This is a genomic window from Chitinophaga flava, assembly GCF_003308995.1.
Taxonomy (GTDB): domain Bacteria; phylum Bacteroidota; class Bacteroidia; order Chitinophagales; family Chitinophagaceae; genus Chitinophaga; species Chitinophaga flava.
Map to the genome: position 1 here is coordinate 1,358,810 of NZ_QFFJ01000001.1, position 17,297 is coordinate 1,376,106.

Here is a 17,297-nt window from a genome sequence, read left to right on the forward strand (position 1 = left end):
TGCTGTTTATTGATCTGTATGCACACTCGAGAGGGTAATGGTCTTTAGTTTTTTTTCTGCATACAGCTCTTTCGCTTTATGCCGCATGATTTTACCGCTGGAAGTTTTAGGAATGGAAGACTGCTCTATCAGCAGTATCTCCGCCACATTGATTCCATGGGCATCAAACACAGCACGCCTGATAGCGTTGAATAAGGCGGAAAAATCAGGCAGCTCTTCTCTGATACGGGTGATCTCCTGCACGACCACTACTTCTTCCTTCAGACGTCCTTCTGCCGTTACTTCCATCACAAATACGGCGGTGCTGTCTTTCCGCAGCAGGTCATCTACGCTGCTGACGGTATATTCAATATCCTGGGGATAATGATTTCTGCCGTTGATAATCAGACAGTCCTTCAGGCGGCCGGCGATATACAACTGGGTATCCCTGAAAAAACCGAGGTCTCCCGTGCGGAAGTAAGGCCCGGCTCCTTCCTTCGTATAGGCGTTAAAGGTAGTATCCGCGGGTTTGTTCCAGTAGCCTTTGGCAATACTGTTACCGCGTATCCAGATTTCGCCGATGGCATTTTCGTCGCAAGTGCTTAGTGTATCGGGGTTAACGATCAGTGCCGAATGATCTTTCACTACCGGTCCGCATCCGATCATACGGGTAAATAGCTCCTGTTCTCCGTCGCTGTCGGCACCGGCGTTTCTTACTTTGTTGTGTTTTATTCCGGCCGCATCAAATACGCCTACAAACGGGTTGCGCTGAGTCACCTCGCCGCTGAGTAGCAGCGTGGCTTCTGCCAGGCCATACACCGGCACAAACGAAGATCTTTTAAAACCTGCGGCTTTAAACCGCCGGCAGAAATTTTCGTAGGTAGATAACCGTATGGGCTCTGCTCCACAGATGGCGCTCTCCCAATTATCGAGGTGCAGGCCTTTCAGCTGTTCTTCGGTTACTTTTTCCGTACATAGTTCAAAACCGAAGTTGGGGGCCGGACTCATCACGCCATCTGCATGGGTGGCGTCGGAGATCATTTTCAGCCACCTGGCCGGCTTCTTCACAAAATTCAATGGCGACATCAGCGTAGCCGTCATCCCCATGGATAAAGGATGTATAATACCGCCAATCAGCCCCATATCATGATAAGGTGGCAACCAGCTCACCATCTCCATACCCCGCCTGGTTTTCAGGTTCGCTTCAATACAGTGGCTATTGGCCATGAGATTTTCATGGGTGAGTATCACGCCTTTCGGATCTGAAGTGGAACCGGAGGTATATTGCAGAAAGGCAATATCGTGCTTTTGCATACCGGGATCTGTATAGTGCTGATGCAGCCGTTCTTCAGCCACTTCCGGCAATACGATCACCTGGCCGGAAAAGGAATCACCCAGCCGATGCTGCGCTATAAAATTATCTAGTATTCGTTGATGCTGATGGGTAGTAAGGATCACGGAAGGGGAACAATCCCTGATAATGGATATGATCCTGTTTACATTCCTCGTATCTGGCGGATAGGCCGGCACAGCAATGACGCCGGCAAAGAGACAGGCATAAAATGCATAGATATAATCCAACCCTGGCGGATATAATATCAATGCCCGTTCCTTCGGCTTCACCTGCACATCGTGTTGCAGAAAGGCTGCATATCCCAGCACTCTTTCATGAAAATCATGGTAGGAGATCATATTGTAATGATCATCCGTCACCAGAAATTTATAAGCAGGCTTATCTCCGCTTTCGGCAATTCTTTTCCCGAACAGCGTCAGTAAATTATCGGGGGCCTTGTTGACATGCATGATGACTCAGATTATTAAAATTTGGGGGCTGCGGTGACTACTGTTTTTGAGGGGTCTTTTCCTATCGTATATTCCGGGTTTACAGCTAATGTTGGACTTTGGCAGGGCTTATTATTTCAGGTCAGGGGCCGCTTCACGATTGTAATGGAAGCGCATAAACAACAGCAATGCCATTGTTTATGCGCTGATATCAGCATATTATGATCAGGACACTTCAGCTGTCATGGCTGAGATATCCACTTTTGCTTTTTTATAAGTTCCGTTTTTCAGCTTATCGCGGATAGCGGAGAAAGCTTCGATGGTCTCCTCAATATCAGCCAGTGTATGCGTGGCCGTTGGGATAAGGCGAAGCAGGATAGTACCTTTTGGCACTACCGGATAAATCACGATAGAGCAGAAAATATGATAGTTATTACGCAGATCGAATACCATGGCCATAGCTTCCTGCACATCCCCTTCGAGAAATACCGGTGTAACACAGGAAGAAGTTTCACCAATGCGGAAACCTTTGTCGCGCAGCCCATTCTGAAGAGTAGCTGTATTGGCATGCAGCTTTTGCCTCAGTTCAGGTCTGTTTTCAATCATATCGAGGCGTTTTAAGGAGCCTACTACCATCGCCATAGGAAGGGCTTTGGCATATATCTGCGACCTCATGTTGTACTTGAGGTAGTTGATAACATCCTTATCACCGGCGAAGAAACCGCCTACACCGGCCATCGCTTTGGCAAAGGCGCCGAAATAAATATCAACGCCATCCATCACACCCTGTGCTTCTGAAGTACCAGCGCCGGTTTCACCCAGTACACCGAAGGCATGCGCATCATCGATCATGAAGCGGAAATTAAACTCTTCTTTCAGGGCTACGATCTCCTTGAGTTTGCCCTGTACGCCACTCATGCCAAATACGCCTTCAGAGATAACCAGAATACCACCATCATTGTCTTTCACGAGATTGGTGGCTCTTCTGAGGTTGGTCCGGAGACTTTCTATATCATTGTGTTTATAGGCAAAACGTTTTCCCTGATGCAGGTGCACACCATCAATAATACAGGCATGTGCTTCTGCATCGTACACAATTACGTCGTTTCTTGATACCAGCGACTCAATACCGGACACCATGCCCTGGTAGCCGAAGTTCAGCAGGAAGGCAGCTTCCTTACGTTCAAATTTTGCAAGCCTGCGCTCCAGCTCCTCATGCAGATCGGTATGACCAGACATTAACCGGGAGCCCATAGGATAGGCCAGTCCATATTGCTGAGCACCTTCTAAATCCGCTTTCCTGACTTCTTCATTATTACTTAATCCGAGATAATCGTTAATACTCCATACTATTACTTCATGTCCTCTGAATTTCATTCTGCTGGAAAGCTCTCCCTCCAGTTTGGGGTAAATGAAATATCCCTCTGCCTGAGCTGAATAATTTCCAAGAGGACCTTTATCCTCCCTGATTTTATCAAATAAATCTCTCATTGTGTGGTATTTTTTGAAGGTCTTATTTTGGGAACATTTGAGATTGAATAACAAACATCAAAGAAAAGAATTTCCTTTGATATGTAAAAATTTCATTTAATGATAATATTTACATGCCATCATCTGCATTGTCTCAAAAAAGAACTTATGATGCCTGACTATATCAAGATCCAACAGACGCAGCTCCTGCCTGAAATCCGTATCCAGAAACTGTTTATACAAGGGTGTTTCAAAGCGTGCGATATTGGAATAGATCAATTTACCGATTGATTTGGACGGCTTACAATGATCTATAAAAGCGATAAAACCGTCTTTTTTTGTTACCCGCATCATTTCCTTTAGCGTGCCCATACGGATTTCATGTGTCATGCAATGGAGTGCAAAAGACATGACCGTAATGTCAAATACCTCATTATCAAAGGGAAGCGACGTACTATTGGCATATTCGAAGTGTACCAGGCCCTGTTTGTCATTGCGTATAGCGTAATGCAACATATCTTCAGACAGGTCGGCGCCGGTCACAATAGCGCCCTTTTTGGCCATTGCCAGCGCCTGCTGCCCGGTACCTGTGGCAACATCTAATATTTTCAGTCCCTGTATATCTCCCAAAAAATTGCAGAATTTACCACGACACCGGGATGCCAGCAGGTCCAGCCACTTGTAGTTGGGGGCTACCTTCTTAAACAGCTGCTGGTTATATTGCACAAATTCCTGATCATTCATAGCTCATTGTAGTATTAACATGATCAATATGATTTCTCTTATGAAGATGATTGTCCGCGAAGATTTTTGCAGTGGAATAGATCGTCTGCATAGGATTGGCACCTACCGATGACGGATACACGCTGGCATCGGCCACATACAGGTTATCCACACCATTCACCCTGTAATGTTTGTCAATACAGCCTTTGGCAGGATCGCTGCTCATCTTCACCCCTCCCATCATATGCGCGGCAAACAGCAAGGTCTCGTTGGCATTGAAGTTCAGCCGGGCTACAACATCCGCCGCCTGGTCCATACTGTCAAGCATATTACAACCGGTAGGCTCCAGCGCGCTACCGCTCAGCGGTTCAAAGCTCGGCAGTATCACCTTCCGGGCGCCGCCTTTAAACATAATTTCTATCGCCTCCTTTACACCATACCTGAATCTCTCTATGTCCTTATCACTCAGTCTGTAGTAGATCTCCGGCTCTCCTTTTACATTCACCTCTACCCTGTTTTCCGGATTCACTTCGTCGATCAGTAGTACGCCGATGCCGCCGAGATACCGGTATTGTTTAACGCAATCCAGCACCTGCACAGGATTTCCGGGCAGCAGCATCGCAGCTATCTCCGGCCTCGCACTGGCGGATTCAATCATAAAATCGGCTGCAGGCCGCCTGTAATCTGTAGTGAGATAATCACTGATATAAACGGATGACTGCGTACCGATATGGTTATCCACAATATGATCGAAAAGGCCCAGCACCAGCATAAAAGGATGCATGATAAATCCCCTGCCAATCATCGGATCAGACAGCCCTGATTTTTTCAGCAGCACAGAAGAGCCGAGGTTACCCCCGGTAACCACCACTTCCCGGGGGCTGACGGTTATACGTTTATTAAGTGGAAGCCCCAGCCGGAAAGGATCTGCAATGATTCCCTGCAACATATCCGCAGCACGCACTTCGAACTCTATTCCTGTTACCTTGCCATTTTTGATAACCAGTTTTTCCACCTGTGCATCCGGGATGAGTGTAATAGGATTGTGTTTATCCTGCATGGCATCCAGAATGTAATGCTCTACAGGCCCTCTTTTGTCTGTCCGTTTGTAGGGAGATTCACCGGGCTTATAAGTATTGAGTTTATAGAAATGAGGGTGAAGACCATGCTGCAGCCCACCATCATACAATATCTTATTATGCGCATTCATCTCACTGTGTTCCACTGCTCTGGTGTTCAGTAAATGCGCTATACTGTCGTGAGCAGCTTTCAGCTGGGATGCTGTCCAGATGCTGTCATCAATGATCCCTTCCGCATGCCAGCGCTCAAAACGGCCGCTGACAGAAGGTATCATCGGCTCGAAAGCCATATCCACGTTAACAGTGGCGCCACCGCCCACCACACTACCATTCAGCACAAATACGCCTCCATCGCTGGTAGTCCTGAATCCTTTATCTTCATAGAACTGCAACCCGGCCCGGCCATCGAAAGTGCCGGGGATGAAGAAAGAGCCGGACTCCAGTATCAGCACCCTTTTGCCGGCCTTATGCATTTCGGCGGCCACAAGACATCCGGAGGGACCACTGCCGATCACCACACAGTCTATTTCACCGGTAATACAGCGCTGCCCGGAATTGTATTGTAAGGACGTTTTAAACGCCGGCACCGGAATGTCCAGGTCAGGAATAAAAGCATCCTGCTTGAAATCTCCAATACCGGATAACAGCCGGCCTATCCTGCCTTTGTAGACATTCACGATATAGTAGGCCCTGATACCAGCGCCGATACGACGGTAAAAATTAATCCTTGAGTTTGTCAGCAGCTGCAGAAATTGATTCCTTTGCAAATCAGTCATATTCACAAATGAAGTCGTGGACAGACCGGACAGAAACTGCCTGCATTCAGCCACTGCCGCTGTTATCACCGCATCATTCACCTTTGTCTTTTCCATATTCCGGAAATAAAACCGGATCCATCCTGATTTCAATAACAGGGCTGGCCTGGAAATAAAAAGCAATATCCACATCAGCTGCAGGTTTTTCCTGGCCATCGCATACTGCCGGATACGCGCTTCCTTGATAGCTGCTTTTACTTCTTCATTATCATCCTTATAGGGCAGGAAAAAATCGAACAATGCATAATGTAATGCTTCTATCTTTTCTTTGGAAGGCAGCAACCATGAAAGCAACAGCTGCTCCGATTTTTTTAAAAGACGGCTATATATCTTTTTCATAGATATTGTATTTTTTATAAACCTCACCGCCTATCATCGTGGCAATTCTGTTTATATCATCATTATCTTCCAGTGTCCAGCTGCCTTCACAACGACTTATGCCCAGTTTCCGGGCAATCAGGCTGGCCTGGTAATACAGAACGGCATCGATGCCTTTTTTGCGGTGCTCCGGCAATATGCCTATCAGCATCATGCGCACCCAGCTGATTTTTTTTCTGGCATTGATGAGATGGAAGATACCGAACGGAAAGAGTTTACCTTTTACCTTCTTCAGCACTTCATTATAATCATAAAGGGTAACAATCATGCCGACGGGTTTTCCGTCTATCTCTGCAATCTGCATCAGCGAAGGTTCTACAATGCTCTTCATACTTTTGGCCATCAGGAAGGCCGCCTTTTCTGAAATAGGTACAAAACCCCAATTGTCTTTCCAGCATTTGTTGTAGATATCCGCGATGGTATTAATTTCTTCCTGAAAGTGTTTCATTCGTACAGGCCTCAGCGTTATACGCGACTTTATTTGCGCGATGTCGGCCACCCGCCTTACTTTATCATTGGCCAGCACTTTATCGCCGGAGATACTATATGCCCACAACTGTTTTATCTTACTGAGTCCGCACTGTTCCATCAGCTCCAGATAATAAGGGAAAGTATAGGGCATCATCAGGCGTGGTGTATCATCGAAACCAACAGCCAGAAACCCTGACTCATGGTTGGTACTGGGGCTTACCGGTCCTCTCATGGTCATCAGCCCTCTTTTCTTCAGCCATGCAGCAGCGCTGTCCAATAGCTGCCGGCTTACTTCCCGGTCATTTATACATTCAAAGAATCCGAAAAAACCGGTACGGTCATTATGGTGAATATTATGCGCATTGTTTTCAATAGCAGCAATTCTTCCTATCACCTTTCCGTTGTCTACAGCGATGAACAACTGCATATCACCGGACTCGTAAAAAGGATTGGCTTTTTTATCAAAACATGCGAGCGCCTGCGACCTGAGCGGCGCCACCCAGTAGGAAGACTCCCGGTAGTGGTGATACGGAAAGTCTACAAACTGCCCCAGCAGTTTGCTATCATTTACTTCTTTCACCATGATGTTGGCCATAGGTATTCATTTTATTGTTAGTCGCAAATGGTTACCAGCCCATGCTTGAACTGATACTTGCCTGTGCCGCTGATAAAATCCCTGATCATAGGCACCACCAGCTGGATATTATCAAACTGCAGATAATGGGAGCCTCCTTCAATAACAGCGCAGGTGGCATTATCAGACAGCTTCGCGGCTGCCTGTGATATTTCCGGAGAAGCGATATTATCGGCTGTTCCGGTGATCATCAGCACAGGAACGTTTAGTCGTTCCAGTTGTAAGGTTACATCTTCGTTCCACAGCAATAACAGTTGCCTTGCATAGTTCAGCACACTGGAAGGCATCAGGAAAGGCTCTACTACCATGGGTTTGATATCTTCACTAACAAGAGACAGGATATCATCCACCAAATCTCTTTTACCATCTTCATCCTTCAGTTCTGCAAACGCAATAGTTTTATTCTCCTTCACCAGCACGTTTTTCAGGGCTTCAATCACGATCCCGGCTATATGAGGATGTGTATCTACACGACTGCAGATCTCCTGCATATCACGCTCGTAATTGGTATGATACATATCAAACTGGGGCAGCCCTTTAAAGCAGCCGCTCAGGAAAACCATGGACTTCACATAGTCCGGATGCTGCTCCTGGAAATGCAACGCTATCTTAGGCCCGGTACACCAGGCCACGATATAACATTCCTTCACCCCTTCCTTGTCCAGTATCTGTTTGATATCATTGACATGCGACTGTACAGGAAACACCTGTGCCACACCACCTTTCTGAGAAGAAGTGCCTCGCATGGGCCATATAATAATGCGGTAATGTTCATACAACGACTCCACCGCCCAGTCCCAGAATGCAAGGCTCTGGCCATATGCATTCAGAATCACCATCACAGGGCCGTTGCCGCCAGTGTAATAAGTCAGGTCTTCTTCACCATCGATCAACAGCTGTGAAGCGCTGAGCCGGTGAACCACGCTCCTCAGGCGTTTGGCCTGCACCCTTTCATCAGCATCGTATTTGTCTTTGGCATTCTGTGTGATATTCATTTCATCCTGATAGCTGAGCCTGGGCAGATCCCTGCTCATACCAGAGATATCATATGCTTTGTTACATTCAAAGTGTTGCACGGTTTTCAGGTATGAGTTGAACACCTCTTCTTCCGACAACAACAGATGGTCTACTGTATTCAACACAGATTCATCCGTTACGGTAAATGCGTTGACACCAGTCACCTTACCGATTACATCGATATATTCTTCCAGTGGTGTAGGATTGGGATTGGTGAGATGAAACACATCATTGATGGTTTCCGGTTTTTCACATACGGCTGCCATCAAAGCGGCTACGTGGTCTACGCAGATAAGGTTTACGGTGGCATTTTCCTTGATCAGCACCCGCAACGGATTGAATTTAAAGTACTCCGGCATCTTCGCTTCTATCTTGTCTTTCAGCTTCAACAGTATAGACAGATAGGCATATAATCCGGAATTGGAATCCACCACAAAGTTTTTGGAATCCCCCACTATAATGGACGGGCGCAGAATACGGAACTGAAGGCCCCATTCCTTGTGCGCATCCAACACAGCAGCTTCACAAAAACGTTTGGATTTCTCATATGGATTATGCGGGTTGTGTACATGCTCACTCACGGCTTCTTTGATAAGACCGTTAGCCTCACCCGACACATAGGCAGTGCTCACAAAATTCAACAGTGGTATCTGCTGCTCCTTTACAAACTTCAGCACATTCAGGGTACCACCGTAGTTGACATGCATGGTTTCCTTCTCCAGGTAGTGCTCAAAAAACAATACAGCAGCGGAATGCCAGCATTCATCAATATGATACGGGAACGGCTCTACGATGCCCAGTCCTTCATCTGTAATATCACCTTCAATCACTACAACCCGGGTATTATAGGCTTCTTCATCAAAACCTTCCATCTTTTCCAGTTTCGCTCTGAGACGCTGTTCCCCTGAGGTATTTCTTCCCGGACGTACCAGACAATACAACTGATGAGAAGTATGTTGTAACAGGTGGATGATGGCATAACCACCCAGAAACCCGGTAGCACCTGTAAAAAAGATATTTTTGCGATTGTTCATATCGGTAGCATTATTTATAAATATTGGGGCAATGTCAGTTTCAGCCAGGCATCAGCATAATAACCGTAATGACTTTCCATCACCTTATTTTTAAGATCACAAAGTGAAATAGTCCCCTGGATAGTTCTCACCTTACCATCGCTGCTGGTAGGGTTTTTCTCTGTATAGTCCGGATATTTTCCGTCAGGCCGCAGGAAACTGATAATATCCTTTGCGGCAGCCAGATCAATATGACCGTATGCGTTTAGCAATTCGTCGTTCAGTACATCGTATCGCCACTGTACGTCGTCATAGGTAGTCTTCGCGATCTTGATGGCCTGTGCAGGATTGGCCTTTTTGACAGTGGAAGCATTCATCATCGCCAGCCGGATCTCCGGAATGATGTACATATTGGTGACCAGCAGCAGATCTTTTTTATCTTCTCTTTGTGGTGAAAAATAATAGGTAAAAGGACAACCGGTATCGGTCACTTTTTTATCTACATAACCTTTCTCCGAAAACTGCCAGTCAGTATATGGTTTGTTGAAATGTTCAAACAGTGGTTTGTTGAAAGACATATATGCCTGTGGATAACGATAGTCATTCCATCGCTGCATAAGTCCCATTTGCTGCGGGATATCAGACGGGTGTGCTTTCAGAAAAGCCTGGTCCGGCAGTAGTTTTTTCAGGTTGTCCGGAATGTAGCTGAGGTAGTCGGTGTGAATTTCCTTTTTGCCACATTCTATCACGACGGCCTTATCCGCAGTACCGTCGGCAACAATATACAGCCAGGATACGCCGCGCTGACTCTCTGTTGTGATCGCCACCGCTTCCTGCGCGCTTTGTGAATATTGCGCACAATGACGCACCAGCAGCACGGAATTGATCCCCGGACGGCAGGGCGCACAGTTGGCCGCAGGCACTGTATTCACGCCCATACCGATACCATGGTTATTCATGGCCGCAAGCGAGCCTACAAAACCAGGAGCAGCCATACTTACAAACGGAACAGCCTTATGTCCGTCGAATGATTCAACAGGATTGTAGATGATCATGGCCGCTGTAAACTCCAGCACATTGCCGGTGCTAAGCATAAAGTCGCGGCCAAAGTAATGCGCATTACCGCTGGCAGTAGCCGCTCCGAATGCCGAAAAACCATTGCAGAAGGCTGGCATCATCATCATGGTACGATTAAACCAGGGCAGCCGCTTTTTAACATAACGCTCCAGTTCTGACATACCGAAATTGGTGTAGGTCAGACTTAATATCAGATCGAAGGAGGTATTTAAATTCCACAGTTTATTGAAAGTGACTTTTGTGTTGCCATTGGTAGCTTTTTTACAGCCAGCCACCAGCCCTTTCATTTCTTCTGCATACATAGCAGGGATATCCTTCGGATATTTTCTACGAAGCCAGCGGGTAGCCAGTGAAATAAAGCACCACAGCACTTTCCAGAGCAGCCTGAATTTTTCAGGGTCTCCATCCGGCTTCAGCATACAGGGAATGAAATTGTACACATAGTCAACAGCCATCCGTTCCACGGTTTGAGGCGCCAGCAATCCCATCAGATACCCCATCTGAAAAGAAGTGCCTTCTACATAGTAGCTGAGTTTGCGTTCACCGGTTTCATAGTTAAAAGCAGTTTTGCTTTTCGCCATGAAGCCACGGACGCCTTCATATTCCACTATTTTAATCACCTCATAGCCGTCGTGTTCAAAGGCACTGATAATATCTTCTGTGGACCTGAATCCGGCAGTATTATGAACGGCCCTGCTTGTCCAGGAACCGGCTGTTTCATTTTCTTTCATAAAACATGGGTCATAGAATCAATGAGAAATGATGACAGGATATTTCCATGCGCTCGCGCAGATAGAACCGGTGGGCCCCGAAGCGTTGTACACCTGAGTCCAGCTCAAATCGTGCACATCCCTGCTGACGGGCATAATCAATCAGCCAGTCCATCATCCTTTTACCATGTCCTTTAGAGCGCTCTACAGGCAGGGTTACCAGATCATCTACATAAAGAAACTTGCCCCATGCCAGGCATTTACTGATCCTGAATCCGGCTACGCCTTCCGGCTCTCCGTCGGTATAAATGCCCAACAGCCTGAAATCAGCCAGCTGCTCCTGTTCCCGGATATTATCCAGAAATTCCTCTTCCTTCAGATGACCACGCAGCTCTTTCATCACTTTGAAGAATGACCTGATTTCATCATCAGTCGTCAGTAGTTTCAATGTTATATCCATAGTGTTGTTTATTTTTTATCTTCTTTTTTACAGAGATTAGCCAGATCACCCACTGTTTTGATATCACTGAGTACACCGGGCTGCAGGGGTCTCATGAGGCCACTCGCTTCGAGATCTATCAACAGTAGCAAAAACTTCAGTGAGTCTATCCCAAGTGTGTTGATAGGGCTTTCCAGCGTTATCTCCTTCGTAGGGCCGTCGGCGTAAGCGTATTTTGCCAGTATTGTAAATAACTGTTCCATGATTACATTTTTAGCAGTCGGTTAAAGTTTTCTCCCATCACCAGTTTCATTTCGGATTCGTTCAGTATGTTGCCGGCAGCGTTGCGGAACAGCTCTACCAGTGTTTGCTGGCTGCCGCTCAACTTATGTATGGGCCAGTCGGTACCGAACAATATTTTATGTATGATGCCTCTCTTTTTGTGTTCTGATAATATGGTTTCAAATCGTTCCATGCGCAGTGCATTCGTAAACCCGGATACGTCCAGATATATATTGGGCCTGTATTCCGCCAGGATGGCTGCCTGTTCATGCATCATAAAAGCGGCATGTGCCAGGATGAAGTTTACGGTAGGAAACTGGTGGGCCGCATCGTTGATCAGTTCCGGCGCAGAGAAAGCAAAAGACATGCTTGGGCTGGTAGGCCCTGTATGCAGCAACACTGGTATATCGTAAGCCGCGCAGATCTCATAGTAGGGATAGAGCCGTTCATCGCTGGGTGAATAACCGCAGGGCGGATATAGTTTAAGCCCTTTGAATCCCCAGTCCCGCACTGATTTCTCGAACAGCTCCAGGCCACCCGTTTTTCTGCGGGGATCAATACCAGCAAATACTTCAAACCTGCCAGGATAACGGTCTAGTATACGTTTATGCAGGGCGTATAATGTTTCCAGGTCTTCTGCCACATCCGGGAAAGTGATGCTGAAATCTACAATCAGCAACACCGATTTTTCAATACCTGCTTTATCCATCTCTGCGAGCAACAACTCACAGTCTTCGTCAAACGACATCAGACGGCTCAGCAGCATATTGATGTTCTCCGCTTTTATATTTTCCTGTGTTGCTACTGCATTGGCATAAATATTATCGCCTATCCCTTTCACAAAAGGTGCAGGGATAACGCGGGCGGAGGCAATATGGGTATGACAGTCGATCGTCATTACGGTGATGGTTATAAGTAGTGATAACAATTAACGCTTGTGGGCTACTTCGTTTTCCCGTAGCTGCAGGAGCTGGTCTATCAGGGGTTTACCCGTTTTGGTCATCGGGATGGTATCCACAAAATAAATCTCATCAGGAATATGCAACGAAGACAGTACCGATTGTACTCTTGCCCTCACTTCCTCCCGGCTCAGCTGCGCTTCATCTTTCAGTACAATAAAACACAATGATTTGTCCTGCTCTCCTGATTTCACCAGCGAGATGCTTACACAGTGCCTGACGCCGGAACTCCCTTCCATACAGCGATCTACGTCTTCCAGATAAATTTTTGTACCGCCGCGGATGATCATATTCTTTTTTCTGCCGGTAATAAACAGATAACCATCTTTATCAAGATGACCGATATCACCGGTTAAAAAATCACCATGGATGTTATAACAAGTACGCTCATCTCTGAAATATCCGTTGCTGATTACACTGGCACCTTTGATCACAATCTCTCCGGTTTCTCCGACAGGCAGGTAGTCGTTGCCATTGTCTGCACCTACGATACAGATGGTCACACCGGCAGGCTTGCCCGCAGATCTGGCCCTGATACCATCCAGCGGAGAGATGGTAGCAAAACAGGTCACCTCTCCCAGACCATAACAGGGGATTATAGGATGACCGAATCTCACGCTATAGGCTAAACGAACATTTTCACCCAGCGGCGCACCGCCGGAAATAACGAATCGCAGGGAAGATGTTTGTGAAGTATCAAACAGGCTGGTAATAGCCTGAAAGATCACCGGTACCGCACTGAAAGTGTGTACCCGGTACCGGATCAATTCCTGTTGTATGCCGGCGCAAACAGCAGCACTGAATGTCGGGCAGACAATACAGGTGCCGCCTTCACGGAGCACCGGTATCAGGTCGCTGATCAGCGTAAATGTATGAAACATGGGTAGCAGACTCGCAGAAACAGATTGCGGATTGTATCCGAACGCCAGTATAGCTTCCGTGGTATTTTTCGTGATGTTTCCCGGAGAAAGCAGTACCCCTTTGGGATTGCCGGTGGTACCGGAAGTATAGATCAGCAGACTGCCGTTCACCTCATACCGGCGCACCTGCGGAGATACCTTGCCAGAGCAGTGCCGCTCAGCATCCGCGGAGATCACATTAATATTTGTCGTGGGCAATAACTCCCGCATATCTGTGATGATCAGTGCTGGTTCTGCATGAACGATTACTCTCCGCAGTTGCTCCGTTGTATATTCGGGGTTGACCGGATTGATAACATAGGGCAAATGCAAACCAGCGAGTACGTACAGTGCCTGATGCAGTCTTTCCCTGCAATGCACCATCACCACACCACCCTTCCGCACTCCCAGGCCAGCAAACATAGTTGCGAGACCCTCTGCCGCATTAAACAGCATCTGGTAAGTGACAGCGGTTCCGCTGCTGACATCTATCAATGCGTTTTTATTCAATCCATTCATCTTTATTATCGGTTTTTGATTGTTTGTATGGCTTCATATGCAATGGCTGGTGACAGCCGGAATCCTGATCCGGAGCCGCCGCCGGCGAAAAGGTGTGTACCTTCTTCATTCAGTTTAAATACTCCCGGATGCCCGCAAACCGGATAGGCATCACAGAATACACGTCCGTCTGACAGGAAAGGCAACAACTCCGGAACGTATTTGCCAAGTATACGTTGTGCCGTGGCTCTATCATCTGCACTGATCTTCAACTCTCCGGTCACCGGCCTGCAATCCCATTCTGTACTGGTGATACTGAAGAGCCACTGCCCTGCTTCCGGTTGAGGCAACAGGAAAGCGCCTTCATTCACCATATAGATCAGCGTATCGTCCGGAGCCGGCGGCAGCCGCAGCTCAAAGGCTACCACTTTTTTGATCCGTACCGCTGCATGTATATCTTCATTGATCCATGGCGCCTGCAATATCCAGGGCCCCACAGCCGTAATCACATACCGGGCCTGTACACTCTTGTTACTGTAAAACACTTCGTTACCTGCCGGACCAGCCATGATATTGGTCACCTCCGTTTGGTGGTTCACAAAAACACTGGTATTCTGCATAGCCTGCCCCATCAGTTTACTGATGGTGGTTTTATCGACGGCTCGTTGAGCACGGACACCTTTACGCTGCCATTGATAAGCCTTTCTGAACCGGAAGCCGGAAACGTACATCTCCTCCTCAACAGGGACACCACCTTCACTTTCTGCCAGCTGTGCCAGTTGGGTGTCAGTATCTCCTATAGCAAAAGCCGGCAGTCCTGCTATAGGCAGGTCCGGTATCCCAGCCTGCGCTGCTGCGATCAATGCCCTGCTTTCGCTGGAAAGACGTTTATGCGTTGGCGTTGCATTATTCGGAAAATCCAGGTCCGCGGAATAATACGAAGCACCACTGCCCAAATTCTTGCGGTCCAGCAACAACACGTTCCAGTCCGGACATTCCCTGGCAGCGAAATAACTTAGCCAGGCGCCTGCATATCCGCCACCCACTATCACCAGGTCGTACAGGATGCTATCATCTATTCCTTCCACCATACAGAAAATATTATCAGTTGGTCCTCACCGGTGTTGGTTACCTGGTGCGACTGATTCGATTCGAAGTAGAGCACATCTCCTGATGACACCGGCACTACTTCAGTACCATTGTAAATCACCTCTCCCTTTCCCTGTGAAACAAACCAGCACTCCCTTACTTCGTGTATGTCTAAAGGTGATTGCTGACCAGGATATACTTCGAAACGAGACGCTTTAAATGGCGCAATACGTTCATCGTTATTGATCAGATTCACTTCCCTTACTTCCATGATACCTGCTTCGACCTCGGGTTCCATAAAATCGAGCAGGATCTTAGATGATGTCTGAGACTGGGTTGTAGCCTGTGTTAAAGTGGCAGGCAGACAAGGCAGCAGGTCTTCATACGTCAGCACTTCAAAGAAGCGGGGCAAGGACGCATTCTTCACAACAGGCTCGATCGCCAAAAATCCCTCCAGTGAAGGTGCCCCGGCAGCAGACAAAGCTGTCCACAGCGCCTGGCTCATCTTCGGCATCACCGGATAAGCCAGTAGTGCAATACTTTTCAAAGCCCAGTAAGGCTGCTGCTTCCAGATGTTTTTATCAGTAAGGCGTTTCACCCAGCTATCAAATACAGTGAGGCTTTCAGCCAGTTGCTGCCGGGGAGGTTCCAGATAAGCGGATTGTGTTTCCAGCGCTGCCTCCAGCGCACGCAACAAACTATCCGATATAGGCTGCACTTCCGCTGGCTCCAGATAATGCCAGCATTTTTCTATCTGGTTGTTCAGGCGTTCAACCAGAAAATGATTATTGAGCGATATAAAATCCTGCACAAAAAAATCCTTCTCTTCAAACTCCGGATTGTTCTTTGTGAGATAGTATCTGACAGCATCTACAGATGCTTTGGTTTTATTAACAATATCTGCGGCCCATATGGCATGCAACCTGCTGGTAGAGAATTTCGAACCTTCCAATCTGTAAAAATGATTGGTCAGGAAATAATCGAAAGGCTTCAGTTCATCTGTAGCCAGACAACTCCCCAGCACGCCTGCAAACCAGGGAATAGTGCTGTCAATGCCAAAGCTGGCGATAGTGATCACATCCGAATCTTTGCTGAACGGATGCTGCCCTCCAGGATACAGCCCGCCGCAAACCCTTGACAGGGAAAGTAAACCGCTATAGGGGAAAACGACATTGTAGTTTTCTCCACGCCATATATCATCCTGCCATTTCACGCCCCACTTACCAGGATTAGTCAGCCTCACTTCATTGTTATAATGTGTCAGGTAACGCTGCACGATCTCCAGATTAATATCCGGTACGCCCATCTTTTGTATATGTGCAATCAGCGCTTCGGGTTGTGTTATCTTCAGAAAAAAAGAATCTACGGTCACTTCTTCCAGGTCTGTTTCTCCGGTAACAGCAGCAGGTTCCAGTACATCTTCCGGATTAAACTGCATCCCACAGGCTTCACACAGATAGCTACCGGCATCGCTGTGGCAATGCGGGCATTTGCCTTTCAGCCAGGTGCCCACGATATATTTATCAGCAGAAGGGCTGTATAATACTTTTTCAGTTCTCTTCACCACAGCACCTGCAGCAGTAATTTTCTCCAGGGTATCCCGGTAGGTATCGTCAACGGTAGTACGAAAAGTTTCTTCCAACGGATTAAAATAGTGGCTGCACTCCACCATCATGGCGGAGAGATCTTTTACGATCAGCTCATGAAAATCGTTGCACACCGTTTTCACCGGCAGGTGAGTCCGGAAAGATTTCATCAGGGTATACGATTCATACACATCCGATGCAGACATCACTTCAGCCTGATGGCCATTTCTGCGGTATAGCCTTGCCAGTATGTCCATTTTAAGAAACGGACCACCCATATGTCCGAGGTGTAATCTGCCATTGGGTGTAGGCATTGCAGGGATCAGTAAATATTTTCTCCTTACCTGTGGAGATCCAAATATGCGCATGAAACAAAATATTTTATCTGGTTCAATAG

Annotated in this window: 13 protein-coding genes; all 13 read right to left on the reverse strand. The window is 47.2% G+C overall.

Annotated features, from left to right (window positions below):
• Window positions 1–6: 6 nt before the first annotated feature.
• On the reverse strand, window positions 7–1,782 hold the full coding sequence (locus tag DF182_RS05310; protein WP_113614622.1) for a fatty acyl-AMP ligase: 1,776 nt from the start codon (window positions 1,780–1,782) through the stop codon (window positions 7–9).
• Between the two features lie 204 nt (window positions 1,783–1,986).
• Entirely contained in the window at window positions 1,987–3,252 is a 1,266-nt protein-coding gene (locus DF182_RS05315; RefSeq protein WP_113614623.1) for an aminotransferase class I/II-fold pyridoxal phosphate-dependent enzyme, read from the reverse strand.
• Window positions 3,253–3,348: 96 nt separating this feature from the next.
• Entirely contained in the window at window positions 3,349–3,975 is a 627-nt protein-coding gene (locus DF182_RS05320; RefSeq protein ID WP_113614624.1) for a class I SAM-dependent methyltransferase, read from the reverse strand.
• Window positions 3,968–6,187, reverse strand: coding sequence for a GMC oxidoreductase (locus DF182_RS05325; RefSeq protein WP_113614625.1), 2,220 nt, complete (start codon window positions 6,185–6,187; stop codon window positions 3,968–3,970). Before DF182_RS05325 ends, DF182_RS05320 begins: the two co-directional genes overlap by 8 nt.
• Window positions 6,171–7,292: a hypothetical protein gene (locus DF182_RS05330; RefSeq protein ID WP_113614626.1), complete on the reverse strand. Its 1,122-nt coding sequence runs from the start codon at window positions 7,290–7,292 to the stop codon at window positions 6,171–6,173. The genes DF182_RS05325 and DF182_RS05330 overlap by 17 nt, the downstream gene beginning before the upstream one ends.
• Window positions 7,293–7,309: 17 nt before the next feature.
• A complete protein-coding gene (locus tag DF182_RS05335; RefSeq protein ID WP_113614627.1) occupies window positions 7,310–9,382 on the reverse strand; it encodes an alpha/beta fold hydrolase in 2,073 nt (690 codons plus the stop codon).
• A gap of 14 nt (window positions 9,383–9,396) precedes the next feature.
• Window positions 9,397–11,169, reverse strand: coding sequence for a C45 family peptidase (locus tag DF182_RS05340; protein ID WP_113614628.1), 1,773 nt, complete (start codon window positions 11,167–11,169; stop codon window positions 9,397–9,399).
• A 10-nt stretch (window positions 11,170–11,179) separates the two neighbouring features.
• Window positions 11,180–11,608 (reverse strand): GNAT family N-acetyltransferase, encoded by a 429-nt coding sequence (locus DF182_RS05345; protein WP_113614629.1) that lies wholly within the window; start codon window positions 11,606–11,608, stop codon window positions 11,180–11,182.
• Between the two features lie 8 nt (window positions 11,609–11,616).
• A complete protein-coding gene (locus DF182_RS05350) occupies window positions 11,617–11,850 on the reverse strand; it encodes a phosphopantetheine-binding protein (protein WP_113614630.1) in 234 nt (77 codons plus the stop codon).
• Window positions 11,851–11,852: 2 nt separating this feature from the next.
• Window positions 11,853–12,767 carry an amidohydrolase family protein gene (locus DF182_RS05355; RefSeq protein WP_113614631.1) on the reverse strand — a complete coding sequence of 305 codons (915 nt, stop codon included), beginning with the start codon at window positions 12,765–12,767 and terminating at the stop codon, window positions 11,853–11,855.
• Between the two features lie 30 nt (window positions 12,768–12,797).
• On the reverse strand, window positions 12,798–14,246 hold the full coding sequence (locus DF182_RS05360) for a class I adenylate-forming enzyme family protein (protein WP_113614632.1): 1,449 nt from the start codon (window positions 14,244–14,246) through the stop codon (window positions 12,798–12,800).
• Window positions 14,247–14,251: 5 nt separating this feature from the next.
• The gene (locus DF182_RS05365; protein WP_113614633.1) at window positions 14,252–15,316 is read right to left on the reverse strand and encodes an NAD(P)/FAD-dependent oxidoreductase; all 1,065 of its coding nucleotides are present in this window, start codon (window positions 15,314–15,316) and stop codon (window positions 14,252–14,254) included.
• A complete protein-coding gene (locus DF182_RS05370; RefSeq protein WP_161964065.1) occupies window positions 15,301–17,268 on the reverse strand; it encodes a class I tRNA ligase family protein in 1,968 nt (655 codons plus the stop codon). Before DF182_RS05370 ends, DF182_RS05365 begins: the two co-directional genes overlap by 16 nt.
• Between the last annotated feature and the right edge of the window lie 29 nt (window positions 17,269–17,297).